Genomic DNA, 23,084 nt, shown 5'->3' with positions numbered 1-23,084 from the left:
CATCCCATGCCCGCGATCAGGCTGGCCGTCGACATCGGCGGCACCTTCGTCGACGCCATGGAGCTGGACACGCGCACCCACGCGGTCCGCTTCCGCAAGGCGCCGACGACCCCGGCCCGCCCCTGGGAGGGCGTGCTCACCGCCGTCGAGCTGCTCGGCACCGACCTGCGCGAGGTGGAGCTGTTCATCCACGGCACCACGCTCGGGCTGAACGCGGTGCTGGAGCGGCGCGGCGAGACCACCGGGATCATCGCCAACGAGGGCTTCCGTGACGTCTTCCTGCTGGGCCGGGGCAACGTGCCCTCGGACCACATGTACGACTTCCAGTACCAGCGCCCGGAGAGCCTGGTCCGGCGCGCCGCCACGATCGGGGTGCGGGGGCGGCTCGACTACAAGGGCCGCGTCGTGGAGGACCTGGACCCGGACGACGTGCGGGAGGCCGCCCGGATCCTGGTGGAGGAGCAGGGGGTCCGGACGATCGCGGTCTGCTTCCTGCACTCCTACCTCAACCCCGAGCACGAGAAGCAGGCCGCGCGGCTCATCCGCGAGGCGTACCCGCAGGTCACCGTGTCGGTGTCGACGGACATCGTGCGCGAGTACCGTGAGTACGAGCGGACCAGCACCACCGTCCTGGACGCCTACATCCGCCCCATCTTCGAGCGTTACGTCGACCGCCTGGAAGCGGGCCTGGCCGAGGACGGCTTCGACGGCCGGTTCCTGATCATGCGGTCCGGCGGCGGTTCGATGACCTCGGGGGTGGCCAAGACCTCGCCCATGCACACCGTGCTGTCCGGCCCGGCCGGCGGCATCGTCGGAGCCGCGCACGTCGCCGCCGCGCTCGGCCGCGACAACCTGCTGACCTTCGACATCGGCGGCACGTCGCTGGACACCTGCGTGATCGAGCGGGGCGCGGCGGTGGCGGCTTATGAGGCGAAGCTGGAGCACTTCCCGCTGCTCATCCCCGCCTACGACATCCGCACCATCGGCGCGGGCGGCGGCTCGGTCGCCCACCTGGACCGCGGCCTGCTCAAGGTCGGCCCGCAGAGCGCCGGCGCCGACCCCGGCCCGGTCTGCTACGGCCGCGGCGGCACCCGGCCCACGGTCACCGACGCCGCCGTGACCCTCGGCTACGTCGACCCGGACCGCTTCCTCGGCGGCGACATGCGCCTGCACGACGAGGCGGCCAGGGACGCGCTGCGCGAGCAGATCGCCGAGCCGCTCGGGCTCGGCGTCGAGGCCGCCGCGGCCGGGATCTTCGACGTGCTGCTGGCCAGGACGGTCGGCGCGGTCCGGCAGATCACGGTCGAGCGGGGCCACGATCCCCGGGTCTTCTCGCTGCTGGCCTTCGGCGGCGCCGGGCCGCTGCTGGCGCCGCTCCTGGCCCGCGAGATGGGCATCCCCGAGGTGATCGTCCCGTTCGCGCCGTCCGGGTTCTCCGCGTGGGGCATGCTGGCGGCCGACATCGTGGACGACGTGTCGCGTACCGTCATGGTCACCCTGGAGGACGCCGACCTGGCCGCGCTGGAGTCGGTGTTCGCCGAGGCCGCGGCCGAGGCGGCGGCCTCGCTGGCCGCGCAGGGTATCCCCGCCGGGCAGGCCGTGCTGGAACGCGCCATGGAGGTGCGCTACCTCGGCCAGGAGCACTCGCTGACGGTCCCCGTCGGCCGCGACCTGCGCCCCGACGTGGTGCGGGCCGCGTTCGAGGAGCTGCACCACGCCCGGTACGGGCACGTCATGGACAACCAGCTGCAGATCCTGAACCTGCGGGTGCGCGGCATCGGGCGCATCGAGAAGCCGGAGCTGCCCCGGCACGCCCCCGGCGACGGCGACCCCGGCCGGGCCCGCACCGGCCGGCGGGACGCCTACGACTTCGGGACGCGGGCGGTGACGGAGTTCGCCGTGTACGACCGGGCCAAGCTGGAGCCGGGCGACGCCCTGGACGGCCCCGCCCTGATCGACGAGGGCACCTCCACCACGGTCGTGCACTCCGGGCAGCGCGTCCAGGTGGACCCCTTCGGTCATCTGCTGGTCACTCTCACTCCGGAGGCTCGGGCATGAGCGAGGCGAACGTGCGGCTGGACGGCGCGACGGCCGAGGTGGTCCGCAGCTACCTGCTGGCCGCGGCCGAGGAGATGCGGGCCACCCTGATCCGGACCTCGTTCAACCCGGTGATCTACGAGGTGCACGACTTCGGGCTGTCCATGTACGACGCGGACCTGCGGCTGGTGGCCGAGGCCACCGGGCTGACGTTCTTCCTGGGGGCGAACGACTTCTCGCTGGCCAAGGGCGTGGAGTACGTGGGCAGGGAGAACCTGCACCGCGGCGACATCGTGCTGCTCAACTACCCGTACTGGAACGCGGCCCACTCGTACGACGCGACCCTGTTCGCCCCGGTGTTCCAGCCGGATCCCGCGGACCCGGAGGCCGACGGCACGCTGGTCGGGTTCCTGTGCGTGCGGGCGCACTGGATGGATCTGGGCGCCAAGGATCCGGGCTATGTCCTGGATTCGACGGACATGCATCAGGAAGGGTTGATTTTTCCGGGTACGAAGGTGTTTTCCCGGGGTGAGCCTGTGCGGGAGATCCATGAGCTGATCCGGTTCAACTCGCGGATGCCGGACCTGGTCATCGGTGACCTGCACGCCCAGGTGGCCGCCCTGCGCACCGGCGAGCGCCGCCTGCTGGAGATCCTGGACAAGTTCGGCCGCCCCACCGTGGACGCGGCCGTCCAGCGCATGGTCGAGGACGGCGAGGCCCGCACCCGCGCCGCCCTCGCGGCGCTGCCGCAGGGCACGTGGACGGCCGAGGACTGGGTCGACGACGACGGCATCACCGAGGACCCGGTCAAGATGCGGGTCACGGTCACGATCGCCGACGGGCGCTTCACGGTCGACTTCGACGGCTCCGCCCCGGCCACGCCGGGCCCGATCAACATGCCGTTCGGCGCCACGGTCGCGCTCTGCAAGGTCATACTCAAGTCGCTGACCTCGCCCGACGAGCCGTCCAACCACGGCACGACGGTGCCGCTGGAGGTCCGCGCCGAGCCGGGGACGCTGTTCCACGCCGTCTACCCGCAGCCCACGTTCACGCTCTGGACGGGCATCGTGGCGGTGGAGCTCATCCTCAAGGCGCTGGCGCAGGGCATGCCGGACCGGGTGCCGGCCTCGTCCGGGGGTGACGTGCCCGGTTTCATGATGGTCGGTACGCATCCCGACACGGGTCAGATGTTCGCCGTCAGCAACAACGACCTGGTCGGCTGGGGCGCCACGCCGGACCACGACGGCATGAACGCGGCGACCCACGTCTCCGGCAGCGCCGGGCGGAGCACCCCGATCGAGGTGCTGGAGGCGCGTACCGGGATGTTCTTCGAACGCCTGGAGATGCGTACGGACTCGGGCGGCGCGGGCCGTCACCGGGGCGGAGTGGGCCTGCGGCGCGAGATCCGCTTCACCACGCCGGGAGAGTTCCTGTCGGTGATCAAGAAGACGCGGTCGCGGCCATGGGCCCTGGAGGGCGGGCTGGAGCCGGACCCGAACCAGGTGATCGTGTTCCCCGGCACGGATCGTGAGGCCCGGGTGAGCACCAAGCGGGTCAAGGTCGAGCCGGGAGACCGGGTGACGCTGCTGACGGCGGGCGGCGGCGGCCACGGCGACCCGCGCGAGCGCGATCCCGAGGCGGTCCGCCGAGACGTTGCCGAGGGCTACGTCTCAGCGGAAGCCGCCCGCGAAATCTACGGCGTGGACGATGGCTGACCCCACCACGCCCAGCCCCGCACGGCCGAATCCCACCACGCCCAGCCCCGCACGGCCGAATCCCGCGACGCCTGGCCCCGCGCGGCCGGACCCCGCGACGCTCGGTCCTGCGCGGCCGGACGCCGGGGTGTCGGATCCCACGCGGCCGGACCTCACGACGCCCGGCCATGCGCGGCCGGATCTCGCGGCGTCCGGCCACGCATGGCCGGACCCCGCGACGCCCGGATCCGCGCGGTCGGACGGCGGGGTGTCCGGGCCTGCGCGGTCTGATTCCGGGGTTCCTGGCATCGCTCTGGACGGGGCGACGGCGGAGGTCGTGCGCTGTCATCTGGTCGCGGTGGCCGAGGAGATGCGGGCCACCCTGGAGCGGACCTCGTTCAACCCGGTGATCTACGAGGTGCGCGACTACGGGATCTCGGTCTACGACCCGGACCTGAGGCTGGTCGCCGAGGCCACCGGGCTGAGCCGGTTCCTCGGCGCGAACGACTACTCCATCCGCAAGGGCGTGGAGTACGTGGGGCGGGAGAACCTGCTGCCCGGTGACGTGGTGCTGCTGAACTACCCGTACTGGAACGCGGCCCACTCCTACGACGCGACCCTGTTCGCCCCGGTGTACGGGGACCCCGGGCTGCTGGGCTTCGTGTGCGTGCGGGCGCACTGGATGGATCTGGGCGCCAAGGACCCGGGCTATGTCCTGGATTCGACGGACATGCACCAGGAAGGGTTGATTTTTCCGGGTACGAAGGTGTTCTCCCGGGGCGAGCCTGTCCGGGAGATCCATGAGCTGATCCGGTTCAACTCGCGGATGCCGGACCTGGTCATCGGCGACCTGCACGCCCAGGTGGCCGCCCTGCGTACCGGCGAACGCCGCCTCGCCGACGTGCACGCCCGCTACGGCACGCCCCTGGTGACCGCCGCCGTGGACAGGGCCGTCGAGGCCGCCACCAGGTCGGCCGCCGACGCCGTCGCCGCGCTGCCGCAGGGCACGTGGACGGCCGAGGACTGGCTGGACGACGACGGCATCACCGAGGACCCGGTCAAGATGCGGGTCACGGTCACGATCGCCGACGGGCGCTTCACCGTCGACTTCGACGGCTCGGCCGCGATGACGCCAGGGCCGGTGAACCTCCCCCTGGGCGCCACCATCGCCACCTGCCGGGTCGCGTTCAAGGCCATCACCACCCCGTGGGAGGAGACCAACGCGGGCCACTTCGCGCCGCTGGAGGTACGGGCCGAGCCCGGCACCCTGTTCCACGCCACCTACCCCGCGGCCACGTTCACCCAGTGGACGGGCACGGTAGCGCTGGAGCTGATCTACAAGGCGCTGGCGCAGGGCATGCCGGACCGGGTGCCGGCCTCGTCCGGGGGTGACGTGCCCGGTTTCATGATGGTCGGTACGCATCCCGACACCGGCCGGATGTTCGCCGTCAGCAACAACGACGCCGTCGGCTGGGGCGGCACACCGGACCACGACGGCATCGGCCCCGCCAACCACCTGGCCCAGACGCAGGCCCGCAACACGCCGGTCGAGGTGCTGGAGGCGCGTACCGGGATGTTCTTCGAACGCCTGGAGATGCGTACGGACTCGGGCGGCGCGGGCCGTCACCGGGGCGGAGTGGGCCTGCGGCGCGACATCCGGTTCACCACGCCGGGCGAGTTCCTGTCGGTGATCAAGAAGACGAGGTCGCGGCCATGGGCCCTGATGGGCGGGCTGGAGCCGGACCCGAACCAGGTGATCGTGTTCCCCGGCACCGACCGTGAGGCGCGGGTCAGCACCAAGCGGGTCAAGGTCCAGCCAGGAGACCGCGTGACGCTGCTGACAGCGGGCGGCGGCGGCCACGGCGACCCGCGCGATCGCGATCCCGAGGCGGTCCGCCGCGACGTCGCCGAGGGCTACGTCTCAGCGGAAGCCGCCCGCGACGTCTACGACGTAGCGGCGCCGCTCCCCGTTCCCTCCCCACCCCCGACGGCGGGCGGCTCCGTGCTCAAGCCCTCCTCACCCCCGACGGTTGAGGGCTCCGTGCTCAAGCCCTCCTCACCCCCGACGGTTGAGGGCTCCATGCTCAAGCCCTCCCCACGCCCGACGGCAGGGGGCTCCATGCTCAAGCCCTCCCCACCCCCGATGGTTGAGGGCTCCACGCTCAAGCCCTCCCCACCTCCGACGGCGGGGGGCTCCATGCTCAAGGAGATGCGATGAACACGGTCGTGATCACCGGCTGCACCGTGGCCGACGGCCGGGTGGCCGACGGGGCGAGCCCTGTCGAGGACGCCGGGATCCTTGTTCAGGGCGACCGCATCGCGGCCGTGGGCACCCGGCAGGAGATCCTGGCCGAGGTGGCGGACCGGACGGACGTGGACCGCGTCGACCTGGGCGGCGCGTACGTCACGCCCGGACTGGTCAACATGCACACCCACCTGTCCCTGTCCCTCCCCGGCGCCGGCGGTGACCAGGTCAAGGACCTGAACCCGCACGAGCTGGCCCTCTACATGGCCGACGGCGCCCGCCGCACCCTCGCCTGCGGCGTCACCACCGTGCGCTGCGTGGCCGAGAAGGACCACGCCGACTTCGCGCTCCGGCGCGCCATCGAGGCCGGCCGGGTGCCCGGACCCCGCATGTTCACCGCCGGGCGCGCCCTGGTCTGCACCGGCGGGCACGGCCACGAGGGCACCGACACCCTGGAGTGCGACGGCGTCGACGGCTTCAGGCGCGGCACCCGCGCCCAGCTCAAGGCCGGCGCCGACCTCATCAAGGTGATGATCTCCGGCGGCATCGCGGGACAGCACGAGTCGATCGACACGCCCCAGCTGTTCGCCGACGAGATGGCGGCGGTGATCGAGACCGCGCACGCCTGGGGCCGCAGGGTCACCGCGCACGCCGGCCCCGCCGCCGTGATCGCCCAGGCCGTGGAGCTCGGCCTGGACTGCGTGGAGCACGGCTACCAGCTCACCCCCGAGGTGGCCGCCCGGATGGCCGCCCGCGGCACCGCGCTGGTGCCCACCCTGCTGGTCACCCGCTGCAAGGAGTTCTTCGACGAGCTGGGCGTGCCGGAGTGGATGCAGTGCCGCTCGCTCGGCGCCGGCCCCGCCCACCTGGACAGCTTCGCCACCGCGGTGGCCGCCGGGGTGGAGGTGCTGCTCGGCAGCGACATGCCGCCGTTCTGGTCGTTCGAGGGCACCAACGCGACCGTGCGCGAGCTGGAGCACATGGCCGAGGTGATCGGCCCGGCCCGCGCGCTCCACGCCGCCACCCTGGGCCCCGCCCGCTGGCTCCGCGCCGAGGCCGACATCGGCACCGTGGAACCCGGCCGGTACGCCGACCTGATCGCGATGGACGAGAACCCCCTGGCCGCGGCGTCCGCGTACCGGGGCGTCCACTGGGTGATGAAGGGCGGCCGCGTCGTGCGGACCGGCCCCTCGACCTCTGGAAGGAAGACACCGTGACCCTGGACGCCGCGGCGGACATCGCCGCCGCCATCGACGACCTGTACGCCGCGTTCGTCGCCGGCGACCGCGCCCGCTTCGACGGCCACCTGCACCCCGACGTGACCACCTGGGAGACCCACCTGCCGGGCCCGCTGCGCACCCGCGCCGAGCTGGACGCCTACCGCGACGCCCGGGACGGCGCCGGCCGCCGGCCGGTCATGGACACGCTGACCGCCCGCGACAAGCGCATCGACGTCTGGGGAGAGGTGGGCGTGGCCCGGTACGTCCTGGTGGCCGAGCCGCACGGCGCCCCCGCCCAGCACACCAGGGTCACCGACGTGCTCCGGCACACGCGCGGCCGCTGGCTGATCGCCCACCATCACGCCGAGCTGCTGAGTGAGGGAGCATGACCACCGGCGACACCGACATGGAGCTCTACGACCTGCGGGTCACCGTCGACACGATCGAGGGCCGCTCGGTCTGCGGCATGGCCGTGGGCGACTACTTCGAGCTGGAGAACAGCGCCCACCTGCGGATCCCCGACGGCCGCCACTTCTGCGTCTGGGCCCTGGCCGCCGTCCTGCCCTTCCTGGCCGCCAAACAGCGCGACCTCGGCCCGGGGGACTGGCTGGAACGCGACACCCTGTTCTGCTGCCCGGACCCGGAGGAGCGGCTCACCATGCGGCTGGAGCGCGTCCGGCGCCGCCCGATGAACTCGGCGGACCTCACATGAGCCGCGGCTTCGAGATCGGCATCGGCCTGCAGAGCGACAAGCGCCCGGGCGACTACGCCCGGCTGGCCCGCATCGCCGAGGAGCACGGCATCGACGTGGTGTCGGTGTTCGGCGACCTGATGTACCAGCCGCCCATCTTCCCGCTGCTGGAGATGGCCGCCGCCACCTCCCGGGTGCGCCTGGGCACGGCCTGCCTCAACCCCTACTCGATGGCCCCGTACGAGATCGCGGGCCAGGTCGCCGCGCTCGACCTGGCCTCCGGCGGGCGGGCCTACCTGGGCCTGGCCCGCGGCACCTGGCTGGGCGAGGTGGGGCTGGCGCAGCCGCGCCCGCTGACCGCGCTGGCCGAGTGCGCCGAGGTCGTGTACCGGCTGCTCGGCGGCGACACCTCCGGCTTCTCCGGGGAGGTGTTCACGCTGGCGCCCGGCACCGCGCTGCGCTACCCCGTACAGCGTCCCCGCCCGCCGCTGCTGATCGGCGCCTGGGGCGCGCGCGGCGCGGCGCTCGCGGGACGTCTCGCCGACGAGATCAAGGTGGGCGGCAGCGCCAACCCGGCGATGGTGCCGGTGATCAGGGAGCGGTTGCGTCCGGGGGCCGAACAGGCCGGGCGGTCCGCCGACGACGTCGGCATCGTGCTCGGCGCGGTCACCGTCGTGGCCGCCGACGGCGCCGCCGCCCGCGCGAAGGCCCGGCGTGAGGTGGCGATGTACCTCGCCGTCGTGGCCGACCTGGACCCCACCGCGAACGTCCCCGCCGACCTGCTGGCACGGGTCAAGACCGAGACCGCGGCAGGACGCCACGAGGAGGCGGCCAGGCTCATCCCGGACGACCTGCTGGACCTGTTCGCGTTCTCCGGCACACCCGACCAGGTGGCAGCCCAGGCACAGCGCCTGATCGACGCGGGCGTCCACCGCGTCGAGTTCGGCACCCCGCACGGCCTCACCGACGATCAGGGCGTCTCCCTGATCGGGGCGGAGGTCGTCCCCATGCTGAGGCCCGCGACGCGATGAGACCACGACGGGGTCGTCCCGACGCCGGGCGTGGCGACGCGATGACGGCTGTCACGATGCGGAGGTCCGCGACGTCATGACGACTGTTACCGTGCTCACCGCCCCCGGGCTCGTCGCGGATCTCGGGCTGCTCGGGGAGCTGGCCGGGCGCGAGTTCGCGGCGCTCGGGGTCGCCGGGCGGGTGGTCTCGCCGCCGGACACGCCGTCCTTCGAGGCCGCCCTGGACGCCGCCCTGGACGCCGCCGGGGCGGACGGACTGGTGGTCGCGCTGCCCGGCGCCGATCCTGAGGTGCGCGCCCTGATGGATCCGCCCAGGCCGTACGCGTCGCGGCTGGTCTGGCTGGACCTGGGGGTGACCGGCCCGCACCCGGCCGGTGGCGCCACCCACCTGTACGGGCGCGGCGCGCAGGGCCTGACCTGGGCCATCCGGCACGTCGTGCACCGGGCGGCGGCCCGGCCCCGCCGCGTCCCCTACGGCCCGCACCCCGACCAGTACGGCGAGCTCCACCTGCCGGAGACGCGGCCCGCCCCCGTGGCGATGCTGCTGCACGGCGGCTTCTACCGGTCCATCTGGGCCGCCGACCTCATGGACGCCCTCGCCGCCGACCTGGCCGCCCGCGGATTCGCCGCGTGGAACGTCGCGTACCGCCGCCCGGACAGGCACGGCTGGGCCGCGACCGTGTCCGACGTCGCCGCCGCTTACACGGCGCTCAGCACCTTGCCGGACCTCGACCTGCCGGACCCCGACCGGCCGCTCGGTGACCGTTCGGACCTCGACCCCGCCCGCGTCGCCGTGATCGGCCACTCCGCCGGCGGTCAGCTCGCGCTGCGCCTGGCCGCCGACCTGTGGCAGTCGGGACGCCCGGCCCCCGCGCTGGCCGTCTCCCTCGCCGGGCTGCTTGACCTGGTGGAATGCGACCTGCGCGACCTCAGCGGCGGCGCGACCGCCATGGCGCTGGGCGGCCGCAGCACCGAGATCCCGGAGGAGTACGCCAGATCCAGCCCGCTGGCCCGCCTCCCGCTGGGCGGCCCGCAGCTCGTCGTGCAGGGCGCCCAGGACGACCCGGACCTGGTCGACTTCAACCGCCGGTACGCCGCCGCGGGGACGGACGACGACGTCACCTACCTGGAACGCCCCGGCGACCACTTCGACGTGATCGACCCGGCCGCCCCCATCTGGGACGCCACCGCCGAGCTGATCGCCGCCAGGCTCAGGGCAGCTCCGTGACCGGCCGCCACCGCACGGGGCTGGACAGCACCATCGTGCTCGACGGCCGCCCGTACTGAGCCAGCCGGTCGATCAGCCCTTCGAAGTCCGCCATCGACGCCAGCGCGACCACCAGCAGGCAGCACGTGTCACCGGTGACCCGGTACACCTGCACGATCTCCGGCTGCTCCAGCGCCTCCTCGTGACGCAGCACGCAGCGCGCCCCGTAACAGGACATCCGGATGAGCGCCCGCACCGTACGCCCGGCCCGCCCCAGGTCGACGTGCGCGTGGTAGCCCTCGATCACCCCGGTCTCCTCCAGCCGCCGCACCCGCTCGGCCACGGCGGGGGAGGACAGGTGCACCCGCCGGGACAGCTCGCTGAAAGAGAGCCGGGCGTCGGCCTGCAGCTCGGTAAGGATCGCCCAGTCCATCGCGTCCACGGCACCCACCCATCACTCTCGGCAGCGGTGAAGGCGAACCCGCGGTCCTGCTTTGAGAACGGAAAGTCTCCCCGTCCCAACGCCTTCGACATGCCATTTCATCACAGTTCGTCTTCGGTGAACATTGAGGTGAACGAGGAGGAAGCGATGGTGACCCCCAATCTGAGCTTCGCGCAAGCCACGCCGTACGACGAGTACGTCGGCACGGACACCCTGCGCGCGCTGCCGGGCCCGCGCACCGACGCGCCCGAGGAGCCCGCCTTCCTGGTGACCACTCAGGTGATGGAGCTCTACTTCGGCCTGGTGCGCACCGAACTGCGTCTGGCCGCCCGCCTGCTCGGCACCCCCGACCTGCCCCCGGCGACCGCCGCCATCGCCCGCGCGGCGGCCTACCTGGATGTGGTCAACACCGCCTGGCGCCCGCTGAACCGCCTCACGCCGCGCCAGTTCAACGCCTTCCGGCCGGCGCTCGGCGAGGGCTCCGGGTTCCAGTCTGCGCTCTACCGCGAGGTCGAGTTCCTGCTCGGCGACAAGTCCGAGTCCCTGGCGCGGGTGCACCGCGGCAATCCCGAGGCCCACGGCGAGCTGCTGGCGGCGCTGCGCGCGCCCAGCCTGTACGACGTCGCCATGTCCGTGCTGGCCCGGCTCGGCTACGAGATCCCCGCCACCACCCTGGCGCGCGACCCGGCTCAGCCGTACCAGCCCGAGCCCCTGGTAGAGCAGGCCTGGGCCCGCGTGTACGCCGAGCGCGGCGCCGGCGACCACCTCTGGGAGCTCGCCGAGGCGCTGACCGACGTCGCCGAGGGGTTCATGCGGTGGCGCACCCTCCACCTCATGGTGGTACGCCGCGCGATGGGCGCGAAGACGGGCACCGGAGGGTCGAGCGGCGCGAGCTGGCTGGAGCGGTCGCTGCGCCGCGAGATCTTCCCGGAACTGTGGTCGGCCAGGACCCTGATCTGAGCGTCTAGAACAGCCTGGGCGTCACGACGGACACCACCGTCGTCACCTCGTCGGTGTCGTTGTACATGCTGTGCGGCACCGTCGAGCGCAGGTGGACGCTGTCGCCGGGGTGGAGCCGGTGCTCCACCCCGTCCACCTCGTACAGCAACTCCCCGCTCAGCACGTAGGCGAACTCCTCCCCGGAGTGCCCGTACGCCGGCTCCCGCCGCCCGCCCGGCGCGATGTGCACCAGCAGCGGCTCCAGCACCAGGCTGGGCCCGCGCGAGGACAGCATCCGGTACGTCTGGGCCCCCGACACGTACTCGGTCGCCGCCGTCTGGGCCCGGGTGAGGGTGAAATGCTCCGGCAGCCGCTCGGTGTCCCGCCCGGGCTGGTGGCCGGGGGAGTCGTCGAAGAACTCGGCGACGCCCCGGTCCAGCGCCGCCGCGACGCTGTTCAGCGCGACCAGCCCGATGGTGGAGATCCCGCGCTCCACCTGGGAGAGGAACCCGATCGACAGGCCGGAACCGGCCGACAGGCCGCGCAGTGTCATCCCGCGTTCCTTGCGGAACTGGCGCATCCGCGCGCCCACGAGCTCCTGACGGGGCTCGTCCGCGGACCGGCCTCCCGACGTCACCGGTGACCTCCAGGTAAAAGGGGGGTTGTTCAGCAGCATGAACATATTTCACGGAAGGCGCCTGGGCCAACCCTTTCCGGCGAACCCGATGGTCAGAGGCTGTGTGACGGTTTCCGCGCCACACGGGCGTGGCCGGAGCGAGGCCGGGCGCTGCCCGGACCTCGCCCCGGCGGCGGGTCAGAAGGTGCGGCGGTCGGGGAGCATGTCGTCGTCGGGGATGGACGACACGCCGCGCTGGGCAGCCTGGGCGCCGGTCACCCCGGCCCAGCGGAGCAGCGTGTCCGTGGCCGCCTGCCGCTCGGCGTCGGGCAGGCGGGCGATGTTCGCGCCGTGGTTGGCGCCGGGGGCGACATACAGGTACGAGTCATGGCGGCTGGGCGTGAACCGCTCCGCGCTCCACGGGTCGTTCTCCCCATAGACGAACATCATCCGGCTGGACTGCTTGCGCACCCAGTGGTCGACGTCCAGCATCGGCAGCGGGTCGTGGCGGGACCGCAACTCGGCGGGGATGACCGAGTTGGGCTGGTAGAGCCCGGGGTAGCGGGTCAGGCCGCGCAGATGCCCGAACTTGAGCGTGGGCCAGCCGAGCTGGGTGGCGGCCTGGTAGTAGTAGGGGACGTAGTAGCCGATGCCCTGGTCGGTGTAGAAGGAGAAGCCGGCGACGGTGTCGATCCAGTCGTAGATCTCGTCGTCGGTCGCCGTGCCGGGCGGCACGTCCGCGCAGTCGCTCTCGTTCGAGTACTGCCAGAAGGCCCACACCGCGTCGAGCACGGTCATCTCGAACGACCGGTCGGCGCTGCCGAGCGACTGGGTGAAGGTGTAGCCGTTCCGCGCGGCCTCGGCCTCGAACCTCGGCACCAGCCTGGCGCGCCGCTTCAGCGCCTCCTTCTGCACGTTCTCCAGCGAGGTGCGGCAGGCGGCGTCGCCCACGTTCTCGAAGAACTCGTCATAGGCGCGGTCGGCGGGGTTGACCCGGTCGTTCGGCGCCACGTAGGCGATCACGCCGTCCACGTCGTCCGGGTAGAAGCGGCGGTGGTAGACCGAGGTCATGCCGCCCTTGCTGGCGCCGGTCTGGATCCACTTGCCGCCGTAGACGGTCTTGAGCGCCTGGACGATGCGGTGCTCGTCGCTCGCCTGCTGCCAGATGTCGAGCTTGCCCCAGTCGGCGGGCTCCGGCCGCGAGCTGCGGAAGAACCGGTGCTCGACCGAGACCTGATTGGCGCCCAGCAGCCGGGTCGGCTCGGTCTGCGAGGCCGACGGGTTGACGGCCAGGCCGTAGCCGCCGGTGTAGAGCACCACGGGCGCGTCGTCGGACCGGTGCAGCAGGGTGAGACGCTGCTGGTACGTGCCCTTGCCCGGACGGCGGTGGTCCACCGGCTGGGTGAGCGTGAGGACGAAGAAGCGGAAACCGCTCGGCCGGGTCTCGGAGACGACGGTCAGGCCGGGGATCGCGGCGAGCTTGTCCAGCAGGGGATCGGCGACGGTGGCGGCGGAAGCGGCGCTCGCGGTCGCGGCGGCCGAAGCCGGCTGGGCGAGTGCGCCGGTGGTGACTAACGCGAGGGCGAGTGCGGCCGGGAGCAGACGGGGGCGCGGGGACATGCTTCTCCTGGTTTGCGTCGAGGAGCAGGACGTCTCACTTATACCGATCTGCCGGTTCCAAGGCGACCCTCCGGCCCAGCGGCCCCACGCGGCCGGCCGCGTCACAGCGCCGCGGCGTGGTCGTGCACCAGGTCGTGCATCCGGTACCAGCAGGGTGACGTCTCCTGGAGGAGGTGGGCGTCCATCAGCTGGTCCAGCAGCCGCCGCGCCCGCGGCATGCTCGTGTCCAGCAGTGCGGCGGCCGTGTCGGCGCCGAAGCCGGCGCGGCCGCCCGAGCCCAGCAGCCGGTACACCCGCCGCTGCTCGTCCGGCAGCCGATCGTACGACCGGTCCAGGGCGGCGGCGACGCTGTGCGGGCCGTCCGCCAGCTCGGCCAGCCGGTCGCAGGCCAGCCGGTCGAGCAGATGCCGCACCCCCCAGGCGGGGCGCGCCCTGAGCCGGGCGGCGGCGATGCGGATGGCCAGGGGGAGCAGCCCGCAGCGCCGCACGACCTCCGCCAGGACGTCCGACGGGGCGCGGCGGTCCAGGCCGGCCAGCCGGGTGAACAGCGCGATCCCGGCGGTGACCGGCAGGACGTCCAGCGACAGGCCGCGGGCGTCGCCGTGACAGGTCAGGCGGCGGCGGCTGGTGACGATCACCAGGCATCCCGGCCCCGCGGGCAGCAGCGGGAGGAGCTGGTGCTCGTCGGCGGCGTCGTCCAGGACGATCAGGACCCTGCGTCCGGCGAGCACGCTGCGGTAGAGCGCGGCGCGGTCGTCAGGGTGCCAGGGGATGTGCTCGTCCGGGACGCCGAGGGTGCGCAGCACGCGGGCGAGGGCCGTGCCGGGCTCGACGGGCGCCTTCGGGGCGTGGCCGCGCAGGTCGACGAAGAGCTGGCCGTCGGGGTACAGCGGCGCGAGCCGGTGCGCGGCGTGCACCGCCAGCGCCGTCTTGCCGATGCCCGCCATCCCGTTGACGCAGACGACCGGCACCGTGTGCGAGCTGCGGTGGCCCTCCACGACCGCCAGCTCCCGATCCCGGCCGGCCAACGCGGCGACGTCGGCGGGCAGTTGCCGGGGCACGGTCACGGGAGGCGGCCCCGCCACCGCCGGGCCAGGCTGGCCGTGGGCGGCGGCGTTCAGCGTCGCCCGGTCCGCGCCGTTCAGCTCCAGCGCCTCCGCCAGCAGCAGCATCGACGTGACGCGCGGCCGCAGGAGCGCGCCGCTCTCCATGCGGCGCACGGTTCTGACGTTGAGACAGGCCCGTTCGGCGAGTTGCTCCTGGGTCAGCAGCGCGCGCTCCCGCCACCCGCGCAGCAACGCCCCCAAGGACATCCCGGCACAGGGATCCCCCACGGTTCCGACACCCCCCGGTTCGATTTCGTCAGCCCTGCCGGTGCGGACAGAGAGGACCATCGAAACCGCGTCCACGCTGTTCAGGCCACTGGTGAGACGACATCGGACGGAATCGGACGGGCCGGGCCATCCCGGATCCCCGTTCGAATGCGATTGATGGGAGCGGCGGCGAGTGACCAGAATGAGCGCCATGGGCGAGCGGGAGGATCACGGCCATGCGCACGATCTATGCCCCTACCAGGGTCTGGCGCCCTTCGAGAGCGGGAGGGCCGAGCTGTTCTTCGGCCGTACGAGGGCGACCCGCGACCTCCTCGACCGGCTGCGAAGGCGGCTGACGGACCACGGCTCCGTCCTGCTGGTCACCGGCGCCTCGGGTGTGGGCAAGTCCTCGCTGCTGAGGGCGGGGCTGATGCCGGCGCTCGCCGGATCGCACGACTGGCCGCGCCTGCTCGTCACGCCGACCGCGCGGCCGTTCCGCGCGCTCGCCGAAGCCTGGGCGCGGGCGTTCGGCGGGCACCCGGAGGAGGTCGAGCGGACATTACGTGACGTCCCTCGGACGCCCGGCCGGCTCGTCCTGGTGGTCGACCAGTTCGAGGAACTGTTCACCCTGGTGACCGACGAGCGGGAGCGCCAGGCGTTCGTCGGCGCCCTGCACGCCATGGCGGCCCGCCCCGGAGGCGCCGCGGTGATCGTGGGGGTGCGCGCGGACTACTGGGAACGCTGCGCCGCCTACCCGCACCTCGCCGAGGCCATCCAGGACGGCCAGGTGATCGTCGAGCCGATGACGGAGCCGGACCTCCGGCTGGCCATCACCGGCCCCGCCGCCGCGGCGGGCCTGGAGCTCGAACCCGGCCTGGTGGAGATCATCCTGGCCGAGCTGCGCGCCGGGCCGTCAGCGGGCGATCGCTACGGTGCCGCGGCCCTCCCCCTGCTTTCCCAGGCGCTGCGCAACACCTGGGAGCGACGCGAAGGCCGCACCCTGACCGTCCGCGGCTACGAGGAGTCCGGCCGGGTCCGCGACTCCGTACGGCGTACGGCCGACGAGGCGCTCGGCGAGCTGCCGCCTGAGGATCGCAAGGCCGCGCTGAGGATCTTCCGGCGGATGATGGTGATCACCCCCGGCGGCCGGCCGGCGCGGCGCGCGGCGACGCTGGCCGAGCTGCACGCCGCCGCGTCCGCGCGCCCAGGGGAGCGGGTCGCGGCGCTGCTGTCCGCGTTCGCCGGCCGCCGCCTGCTCACCCTGCACGAGGACTCCGTCGAGATCGCCCACGACGCGCTCCTCACGGCCTGGCCCACCCTGCGGCAGTGGCTCGAACCCGACCTCGCCGCGCAGGAGGTGTACGACCGGCTCCTGGACGCCGCCGGGCAGTGGGCCGAGAACCACCGCGACCCCGCCTTCCTCTACCGGGGCCCCCGGCTGCTGGCCGTCCAGGACAGCCGGCCCCGCTGGGACCGCGACCCCGGCAGCTTCCCCCCGCCGGGCCCCACCGCGGAGAGCTTCGTCACGGCCTCCGTGCGGGAGGCGCGGCGCGTGACCCGCCGCCGCCGTCTCGTCATGGGCGGTCTGTCGGCGCTGTCGGTGCTCGCCCTCTGCGCGGCCGGCGCCGCCGTCGCCGCGGCCGACGAGGCCGTACGGCAGCGCGCGGTGGCGATCTCTCGCCAGCTCGCCGCGCAGAGCGAGGTCACCGGAGACGCCACGCTCTCCTCACTGCTGGCCGTGGCCGCGTGGGACATCGCCCCGACCGACGAGGCGCGCAACCGCGTCCTGTACGCGGCGACCCGCACCGGCAGGGGGACGCTCACCGGGCACGCGCGCGGCGTCATGGCGCTGGCGTTCAGCCCCGACGGCTCCGCCATCGCGACGGGGAGCGACGACGGCACCGCGCGGCTCTGGGACACCGCGTCGCGCCGGCAGCTCGGCGCGCCCATCACCCGGCCCAAGTACGACTGCTCGGACGTCCGCCTGGCCTTCAGCCCCGACGGCCGCACGCTGGCCACCGCGTGCGCGGGCAGCGTCCGGTTCTACGACGTGGCCACCCGCCGCGAGCTGGGCCGGCCGCTGGAGCACGAAGCGGTCGTGTCGGCGCTGGCGTACCGTCCCGACGGGAAGACCCTCGTGACCGGCGACTTCAGAGGCGTCGTCCGGCAGTGGGACGCCGCGACGCACCGCCCGCACGGCCCGCCGATGGGCCGCCCCGACCACGGGCCGAAGCTGGCGAACATCGTCCGCGAGGTGACCTTCAGCCGGGACGGCACGGTCATGGCGGTCGCGAGAGGCAGGGTCGTACGGCTCTGGGACCCCGTCACCTCCCGGCCGCGGGGCGAACCCGTCGCCCGGCAGGCCGACACCGTCCTCGACGTCGCGCTCAGCCCGGACGGCGCCACCCTCGCCACCGTCAGCCAGGGAAGGACCGCCCTCCTGTGGGACCTGGCCTCGCGCGAGCGGACGGGCGAGCTCAAGGACCACCTCGCCGGGTTCACCGCGATCGCCTTCAGCCCGGACGGCACCAGGATCGCCACCGCGGGAGGCAGCGGCCGCACCGTCCTGTGGGACACCGCGGCCCGCCGGCGGCTCCTCACGCTCGCCGACAACGTCGGCGTCCTCGAATGCGTGGCGTTCAGCCCGGACGGGACGCTGCTCGCCGCGGCCGGCCAGGACGGCGTGGTGCGCCTGGCGGACCCGCGGATCCGCCAGCAGATCGGGACCCACGTGCCCGCGCGCTCGGCCGTCGCGCTGAGCCCCGACGGCCGCACGCTCGCCGCCGGGGCGGCCGGCGAGAAGGATCCCGCGATCCAGCTGTGGGACACCGCCACCCAGCGGCCCGCGGGCCCGCCGCTGAGGCCGACGGGCACCCGCCGTTCCGTGGCCACGATCGAGTTCACCCCCGACGGCCGCACGCTCCTGACCTCCGGCGGGGACGGCCTGCGGCTCTGGGACGTCGCGGGCCGCCGCGAGCTCGCCCACGACCGGACCCTCGACGGCGTGGCCGAGCTCAGCCCCGACGGCAGGTTCGCCGCCGTCCAGGTCGGTCAGGACATCGCGTTCTGGGACCTCGCGCGCCGCGGGGAGACCGGGCCGCGCCTGCGCGTCCCCGGCCACACCGACGTCGTCACCGGGATGGCGATCAGCCCGGACGGCGCGACCCTGGCCAGCGCGGGCTTCGACGAGCGGGTGCGGCTCTTCGACGTGGCCACCCGCCGCGAGATCCCCGGCTCGCCGCCCGCCGCCGCCGGCGGGCTGGTCAACGACCTGGCGTTCAGCCCCGACGGCCGGACGCTCGCCTACACGGCCGCCGACGACGCGGTCCGGCTGTGGGACGTCGGACGTCGCCGCCCGGCGGGCATCGCCCTGATCAACGAGGACGGGGCGACCGGCGCGCTCGCGTTCAGCCCCGACGGCCGGATCCTCGCCACCGGCTCAGCGGACGGCGGCGTGCAGCTCTGGGACCTGCGGATCCACCGGAGGCTCGGAGCGCCGATGACCGGCCACACCGGCGGCGTGACCGACGTCGCCTACGGCCCTGACGGGGCGTCCGTCGCCACGGTGGGCGGCGACGGCGCCGCGCGGCTCTGGAACGTCCGCACCCCCGCCGACCTGGTGGCCGCGGCGTGCGCCAACGCGGGCCGCGCCCTCACCCGCGAGGAATGGGAGAACCACGTGCAGGAGGAAGAGTACCGCCGGACGTGTCCATGACCCCGGAGCCGGGCCCTCTCGGGGGGAGAGCGCGCATGTTCCTGCGAGGACTGCGGCGGCGGACGGACCGGCCCGTCCCCGAGCTGGTGGCGCTGTTCCGCTCGATCATCGACGGCGGCCGCGACGTCCACCCGATCGCGTCCGACTTCCTGGAGCACTTCATGGACGGCGCGGGCGCGTCCAGGACGATGTCGTCGCGGTGGCTGCGCTCGTTCCGGGTGATCGAGAAGGCCGAGCGCAGGAACCAGCGCCGGTTCGAGCGGCAGCTCACCCGGGAGGCGGGGCTGCTGCCCGACGGCGGGTCGAGCTGGTCGCACGACCACTGGGACGCGCGGATCAACGCCTTCATCGGCACGGAGCTGTTCTACGTCAGCAGGATGAGCCTGCTGCGCTCGCACGGGTCGTTCGTGCTGACCAGGGACGGGCCGGAGGTGCGGGTGTCGGGTACGGTGCGCCACCGCTGGTTCGACCCCTACGACTGGGACCGGGGCCGATGGGTCTACATCCCCCGCCACGGGTTCGTGCCCATCGCCGTCGGCCGCGAGCTCGTCGAGGCCGACGAGGCGCGCAACTTCCTGATGGAGTGCCGCCACGTCCAGACGCTGGAGGGCCGGTGCGTGGCCGGCCGGTGGCCGCGGCGCGGCCGCGCGAGCTTCGCGTGGTCGCTGGTCCGGACGGGGGACGGATGACCGCGGAGCGTCCCCGCCCGCCGGGCCCCGGCACCGCCGGCACGGCGGACTTCGTACGCTCGCTGGCCCTGCTCAGGCAGTGGGCCGGCGAGCCGTCCCTGAGCAGGCTGCGCGTCCTCGGCGGTCAGACGCCGACCGCCGACGGGACCAAGGTCGACGCCCTGCCGAAGAGCACGACCTCGCACGTCCTGCGGCAGACCGACAGGCTGCCCCGGTGGGACTTCGTCCGGGCCTTCGTCACCGCCTGCTTCCACTACTGCGACCATCCGCCCGAGCTGATCCCCGCCGAGCTCGAACGCTGGCGGGCGGCCAGGGCGGCCCTGGCCGAACCGGCCGCCCCCGCGCCCGAGCCGCCACCCGCCGACGTCCCCCCGCCCGATCCCGCCGTCCGGCTGCTGGCCCGGCGCGTGCTCCGGGAGGAGGACCGGGCACGCAAAGGGCTGCTCGGCGGCTACAGTCTCGCGCCGCTTCCCTTCGGCCCTGACGACGCCTCGGGCGGCGGGGCGGCGCACGACCTGCACGCGATCGGCCGGTTCTTCGGCGGCCTGCGCCCGCGGCGCCTGCTGGTCGTGGGGGAGTCGGGGGCGGGCAAGACGGTGCTCGCCGTCGAGCTGGTGCTGCAACTGCTGGAACCCCTGCTGGGGGGACGACCCGGCCGGGACCGGCCGGTGCCGGTGCGCCTGAACGCGGCCCGGTGGACCCTGGGCAGGCCGTTCGAATCCTGGCTGGCCGAGCAGCTCGCGCAGCAGTTCGGGCTCGCGGCCAGGGACGCGCACCGGCTGGTGCGCGACCGTCTGGTGCTGCCGGTGGTGGACGGGCTGGACGAGCTGGACCCCGAGCCGTCGTCGGGTCCGCCGCGCCGGGCGATCGGGCTGCTCGCCGAGCTCAACCGCTACAGCGACCTCTCCGGGCGGCGGCCGGGCGCGGTCGTCGTGACCTGCCGCGCCGACCGCCACGCCGAGCTGCGCGCGGCCGGGGCGGGGCTGGACAACGCCGCCCTGATCAGGCTGAGACACCTCAACACCGAGCAGATCGGCACCTACCTGCGCGCCCGCTGGCCGGACGGCCACCCCTTCGCCCCGCACCGCGACGCCGTCCACGCGGCGCTGTCGGGGCCCGCGGGCGAGGCCGTGCACGCCGCGCTCGCCACGCCGTGGCGGCTGCTGCTGACCGTGACCGCCGTGGAGTCCGGCGGCCACCCCGACGACCTGCTCCACGCCGACCCGGACGCCGACCCCGCCGCCGGAGCGGCACTGATCGCCGGAAGGCTGCTTGACGCGTACGTGCCTGCGGCCACCCACCTGGCACCCCGCACCGCCCACGGCACCCCCTACCGCCCTGACCAGGTCCGCTCATGGCTCGTCCGCCTGGCCGCCCACCTACACGACCAGTCCACCCTCGCCACCGAGGCAGACCGGCCGAGGCCCGGCTTCCTCACCCACCTGCGCGGGCACCGCAACGGGCCGCCGCCCGGCCTTGGCCTCCACCCGCGCGGGCGAGTGGGTGGCGCTGCCGGGGTGGATGGGCCGGTGTCCGGCATTGGTCTCCACCTGGGTGGGCGGGTGGGGCGTGGTGCTGGGGTGGGGCGGATGGCGCCTGGGTTGACGGCGATCGATCTTGTGCCTCATCTGTTGTGGCCGATCGGGGGGCGGCGGCGGGTGCGGGTGCTGCACAGTCTGGGGTGTGTGGTGTTCGCGGTGATCGCGATGCTGGCGTTCTGGACGGGCTCGGCGGCCGGTGAGCTCCCGGATCAGTCGCTCACCCTGGCGCTGATGGCGGGGTGGGTGGTCATCGCCACCGTGCTGTCGCTGGCGCCGTGGCCGGCCGCCGCCGGTGGGCGGACCGGGGTGCCGCGACGGCGCCGGGTCACCGGCGGTCTGGTGGGCGCGCTGGGGGGGGTGCCCGTCGGCGTGCTCGGAGGGCTGACCGGGCTCGCGCTGACCGGGGGAAGGGCCTTCGGTCCCGGCTTCGCGGTCGTCGCCGGGGGCACGGGGGGACTGGTGCTGGGCGCCGTGATCGGGCTGACGGCGGCCGGCCGGCCGGGAGCCGAGCGCATGACCGTGCCGGAGGCGATCCGCGCCGAACCCCTCACCCTGCTGGGCTTCGGGCTGTGCGGCGCGCTCACCGGCCTGCCGCCGCTGCGGCTGGCCGGCGCCGGTCCGCTGCCGCTGGCCGCGGGGGTGGCCGCCGCCTTCGTCCTCGCCTTCGCGCTCGGGGTCGTCTTCACGATCGCCACCGGGGGCTGGAGCAAGGACGCGGAGCTGGCCCACCCGCGAGAGGCCCTGCACCGCAACGCGGTCATCGGGCTGGCCTTCGGCCTCATCGGCGGCGTCGCGGCCTTCCTGGTGTTCCTCATGAAACACGACGTCGCCGAGTCGCTGCTGTGCGCGCTCGTCGGCGGCGTGACCTTCGGCCTCGCCTTCGGCGCGATCGCCTGGGCCCGCACCATGATCGGCCTGGCCGTCGCGGCCGCGCGTGGCCTGCTGCCGCTACGGCTGTGGGCCTTTCTCGACTGGGCCTGCGAGGCCAACCTGCTGCGCGTCAGCGGCGCCACGTACCAGTTCCGGCACCGCGAGCTCCAGGACTTCCTGACTCCCGGCGACAGATGACGCCGGAAAGGGGCGAAGATCCGACACGCGGGGAGTTCCCGAACGGCGGCCTGTCACCAGGCGCGGGTGCGGCCCACCCAGACGTTGCGGGCACGCAGGTGGGTGTCGCCGGTCGGCCCCGGCAGCTGTTGGTTCCAGCCGGGGTCGCCGGGCCCGTCCAGGCCGGACGCGTACGAGCCCATCTGCAGGTTGATGATGAGGTACTGCGGGACGCCGGCCCAGTTCTCGCCCCTGTGGGTCGCCACCCAGGAGCCGTCGAGGTAGTAGTCCAGCCCGACGTCGTCGCCGTCTTTGTACATCCAGACCCGGTACTTGTGCCAGGCGGCCGGGTTCGCGACGGGCACCCGCTCCCGCGTGACGAAGTAGTCGTCGCCGGCCTCCTCGCCCTCATCGCCGCTGGAGGTCTTGTTCCAGGTGTTGAAGAGGTTGGTGGAGTCGCCCACGTACTCCAGGATGTCGGTCTCCGGCGGCCACGCCGGCCATTCCCCGGTCGTCCAGAACGCCGGCCAGATGCCCGGCCCGGTCTGGGCGCTGAACTCGCCCTCGATGTCGTACTCGGGGAACTGGTCGTTGACGATGATCTGTTCCTTGGCGTGGATGGCGCCGGAGCGGTACCACAGCGGGGCGTACGGCTTGTGCGGGCTGGTCCCGTCGGCCGCGGCCAGCCGGGTCGCCTTCAGGGTCAGCACGCCCCCGGAGAGTGAGATCTGGCCGGCGTGCATCCGGGCGGCGCCGTTGTGGGTGTCGTCGTCGCCTCCCCAGGGATAGAGGCGGTTCCACTCCCGGTCGAAGGCCGTCCAGCTGTCGAAGGACGACTTCTCGATGACGTTCTCCCACGTCTCGGCACGGGCGGGAGAAGGGGACGGGGTCGCGGCCGTCGCGCCGGTGGGCAAGGCCGCCACCCCCAGGGACAGGCCGGAGACGGTCAGAAATCTACGCCGGTCGACGCCATGATCAGACATCTGTTTCCTTTGCCGGTTCCGCCACAGAGTGCCCGCACGTGAGTCAATGATCAC

17 protein-coding genes are annotated in these 23,084 nt (G+C 73.6%); 12 read left to right on the top strand and 5 right to left on the bottom strand.

Going from position 1 to position 23,084, the window contains the following annotated elements; translation table 11 throughout:
* The first annotated feature begins 6 nt into the window (after window positions 1-6).
* From FR742_RS24335 to FR742_RS45950, 8 genes are all read left to right on the top strand, one after another.
* Entirely contained in the window at window positions 7-2,058 is a 2,052-nt protein-coding gene (locus FR742_RS24335; protein WP_148033085.1) for a hydantoinase/oxoprolinase family protein, read from the top strand.
* A complete protein-coding gene (locus FR742_RS24330) occupies window positions 2,055-3,752 on the top strand; it encodes a hydantoinase B/oxoprolinase family protein (protein ID WP_148033084.1) in 1,698 nt (565 codons plus the stop codon). The genes FR742_RS24335 and FR742_RS24330 overlap by 4 nt, the downstream gene beginning before the upstream one ends.
* Window positions 3,745-5,949, top strand: a complete 2,205-nt coding sequence (locus FR742_RS24325; RefSeq protein WP_261808716.1) for a hydantoinase B/oxoprolinase family protein — start codon at window positions 3,745-3,747, stop codon at window positions 5,947-5,949. Before FR742_RS24330 ends, FR742_RS24325 begins: the two co-directional genes overlap by 8 nt.
* On the top strand, window positions 5,946-7,193 hold the full coding sequence (locus FR742_RS24320) for an amidohydrolase family protein (protein WP_148033083.1): 1,248 nt from the start codon (window positions 5,946-5,948) through the stop codon (window positions 7,191-7,193). Before FR742_RS24325 ends, FR742_RS24320 begins: the two co-directional genes overlap by 4 nt.
* Window positions 7,190-7,585, top strand: coding sequence for a DUF4440 domain-containing protein (locus FR742_RS24315; RefSeq protein WP_148033082.1), 396 nt, complete (start codon window positions 7,190-7,192; stop codon window positions 7,583-7,585). Before FR742_RS24320 ends, FR742_RS24315 begins: the two co-directional genes overlap by 4 nt.
* A complete protein-coding gene (locus FR742_RS24310; protein ID WP_148033081.1) occupies window positions 7,582-7,908 on the top strand; it encodes a TIGR04076 family protein in 327 nt (108 codons plus the stop codon). The genes FR742_RS24315 and FR742_RS24310 overlap by 4 nt, the downstream gene beginning before the upstream one ends.
* On the top strand, window positions 7,905-8,918 hold the full coding sequence (locus FR742_RS24305; RefSeq protein ID WP_148033080.1) for an LLM class flavin-dependent oxidoreductase: 1,014 nt from the start codon (window positions 7,905-7,907) through the stop codon (window positions 8,916-8,918). The genes FR742_RS24310 and FR742_RS24305 overlap by 4 nt, the downstream gene beginning before the upstream one ends.
* 76 nt (window positions 8,919-8,994) lie before the next feature.
* Window positions 8,995-10,146: an alpha/beta hydrolase gene (locus FR742_RS45950; protein ID WP_148033079.1), complete on the top strand. Its 1,152-nt coding sequence runs from the start codon at window positions 8,995-8,997 to the stop codon at window positions 10,144-10,146.
* On the opposite strand, the gene FR742_RS24295 is transcribed toward FR742_RS45950, so the two are convergent.
* Complete coding sequence (locus tag FR742_RS24295; protein ID WP_219546296.1) at window positions 10,130-10,558, bottom strand: Lrp/AsnC family transcriptional regulator; 429 nt, start codon at window positions 10,556-10,558, stop codon at window positions 10,130-10,132. The two genes, FR742_RS45950 and FR742_RS24295, sit on opposite strands and share 17 nt — an antisense overlap.
* A gap of 156 nt (window positions 10,559-10,714) precedes the next feature.
* Between FR742_RS24295 and FR742_RS24290 the strand changes: the two genes are divergently transcribed.
* Complete coding sequence (locus tag FR742_RS24290; protein WP_148033077.1) at window positions 10,715-11,527, top strand: tryptophan 2,3-dioxygenase; 813 nt, start codon at window positions 10,715-10,717, stop codon at window positions 11,525-11,527.
* Between the two features lie 4 nt (window positions 11,528-11,531).
* Here FR742_RS24290 and FR742_RS24285 read toward each other — a convergent pair whose 3' ends face one another.
* The 3 genes from FR742_RS24285 to FR742_RS24275 form a co-directional block, all read right to left on the bottom strand.
* Complete coding sequence (locus FR742_RS24285; RefSeq protein ID WP_222709040.1) at window positions 11,532-12,143, bottom strand: helix-turn-helix domain-containing protein; 612 nt, start codon at window positions 12,141-12,143, stop codon at window positions 11,532-11,534.
* A gap of 177 nt (window positions 12,144-12,320) precedes the next feature.
* The gene (locus tag FR742_RS24280; RefSeq protein ID WP_148033075.1) at window positions 12,321-13,742 is read right to left on the bottom strand and encodes a S28 family serine protease; all 1,422 of its coding nucleotides are present in this window, start codon (window positions 13,740-13,742) and stop codon (window positions 12,321-12,323) included.
* A gap of 101 nt (window positions 13,743-13,843) precedes the next feature.
* The gene (locus tag FR742_RS24275) at window positions 13,844-15,076 is read right to left on the bottom strand and encodes an NB-ARC domain-containing protein (protein ID WP_187281288.1); all 1,233 of its coding nucleotides are present in this window, start codon (window positions 15,074-15,076) and stop codon (window positions 13,844-13,846) included.
* 190 nt (window positions 15,077-15,266) lie between these two features.
* Between FR742_RS24275 and FR742_RS24270 the strand changes: the two genes are divergently transcribed.
* Genes FR742_RS24270 through FR742_RS24260 form a run of 3 tightly spaced genes read left to right on the top strand, consistent with a single transcriptional unit; the run spans window position 15,267 to window position 22,068 of the window.
* Window positions 15,267-18,770 carry a PD40 domain-containing protein gene (locus FR742_RS24270; protein WP_148033073.1) on the top strand — a complete coding sequence of 1,168 codons (3,504 nt, stop codon included), beginning with the start codon at window positions 15,267-15,269 and terminating at the stop codon, window positions 18,768-18,770.
* A 35-nt stretch (window positions 18,771-18,805) separates the two neighbouring features.
* Window positions 18,806-19,459 carry a hypothetical protein gene (locus tag FR742_RS24265; RefSeq protein ID WP_148033072.1) on the top strand — a complete coding sequence of 218 codons (654 nt, stop codon included), beginning with the start codon at window positions 18,806-18,808 and terminating at the stop codon, window positions 19,457-19,459.
* Window positions 19,456-22,068 carry an NACHT domain-containing protein gene (locus FR742_RS24260; RefSeq protein ID WP_148033071.1) on the top strand — a complete coding sequence of 871 codons (2,613 nt, stop codon included), beginning with the start codon at window positions 19,456-19,458 and terminating at the stop codon, window positions 22,066-22,068. Before FR742_RS24265 ends, FR742_RS24260 begins: the two co-directional genes overlap by 4 nt.
* Before the next feature lie 53 nt (window positions 22,069-22,121).
* On the opposite strand, the gene FR742_RS24255 is transcribed toward FR742_RS24260, so the two are convergent.
* Window positions 22,122-23,030, bottom strand: a complete 909-nt coding sequence (locus FR742_RS24255; RefSeq protein WP_148033070.1) for a family 16 glycosylhydrolase — start codon at window positions 23,028-23,030, stop codon at window positions 22,122-22,124.
* Between the last annotated feature and the right edge of the window lie 54 nt (window positions 23,031-23,084).

The sequence above is a fragment of the Nonomuraea sp. C10 genome (assembly GCF_008017515.1).
Taxonomy (GTDB): Bacteria; Actinomycetota; Actinomycetes; order Streptosporangiales; family Streptosporangiaceae; genus Nonomuraea; species Nonomuraea ferruginea.
The sequence above is the reverse complement of the archived record's forward strand: the minus strand, read 5'-3'. Positions and strand labels throughout refer to the sequence as shown.

Bases quoted from the DNA above. Each gene is read 5' to 3' on its own strand.
- FR742_RS24290 (WP_148033077.1), top strand. From the start codon at position 10,715: ATGGTGACCCCCAATCTGAGCTTCGCGCAAGCCACGCCGTACGACGAG.
- FR742_RS24255 (WP_148033070.1), bottom strand. From the start codon at position 23,030: ATGTCTGATCATGGCGTCGACCGGCGTAGATTTCTGACCGTCTCCGGC.
- FR742_RS24320 (WP_148033083.1), top strand. From the start codon at position 5,946: ATGAACACGGTCGTGATCACCGGCTGCACCGTGGCCGACGGCCGGGTG.
- FR742_RS24260 (WP_148033071.1), top strand. From the start codon at position 19,456: ATGACCGCGGAGCGTCCCCGCCCGCCGGGCCCCGGCACCGCCGGCACG.
- FR742_RS24335 (WP_148033085.1), top strand. From the start codon at position 7: ATGCCCGCGATCAGGCTGGCCGTCGACATCGGCGGCACCTTCGTCGAC.
- FR742_RS24310 (WP_148033081.1), top strand. From the start codon at position 7,582: ATGACCACCGGCGACACCGACATGGAGCTCTACGACCTGCGGGTCACC.
- FR742_RS24330 (WP_148033084.1), top strand. From the start codon at position 2,055: ATGAGCGAGGCGAACGTGCGGCTGGACGGCGCGACGGCCGAGGTGGTC.
- FR742_RS45950 (WP_148033079.1), top strand. From the start codon at position 8,995: ATGACGACTGTTACCGTGCTCACCGCCCCCGGGCTCGTCGCGGATCTC.
- FR742_RS24325 (WP_261808716.1), top strand. From the start codon at position 3,745: ATGGCTGACCCCACCACGCCCAGCCCCGCACGGCCGAATCCCACCACG.
- FR742_RS24305 (WP_148033080.1), top strand. From the start codon at position 7,905: ATGAGCCGCGGCTTCGAGATCGGCATCGGCCTGCAGAGCGACAAGCGC.
- FR742_RS24265 (WP_148033072.1), top strand. From the start codon at position 18,806: ATGTTCCTGCGAGGACTGCGGCGGCGGACGGACCGGCCCGTCCCCGAG.
- FR742_RS24280 (WP_148033075.1), bottom strand. From the start codon at position 13,742: ATGTCCCCGCGCCCCCGTCTGCTCCCGGCCGCACTCGCCCTCGCGTTA.
- FR742_RS24270 (WP_148033073.1), top strand. From the start codon at position 15,267: ATGGGCGAGCGGGAGGATCACGGCCATGCGCACGATCTATGCCCCTAC.
- FR742_RS24295 (WP_219546296.1), bottom strand. From the start codon at position 10,558: ATGGACTGGGCGATCCTTACCGAGCTGCAGGCCGACGCCCGGCTCTCT.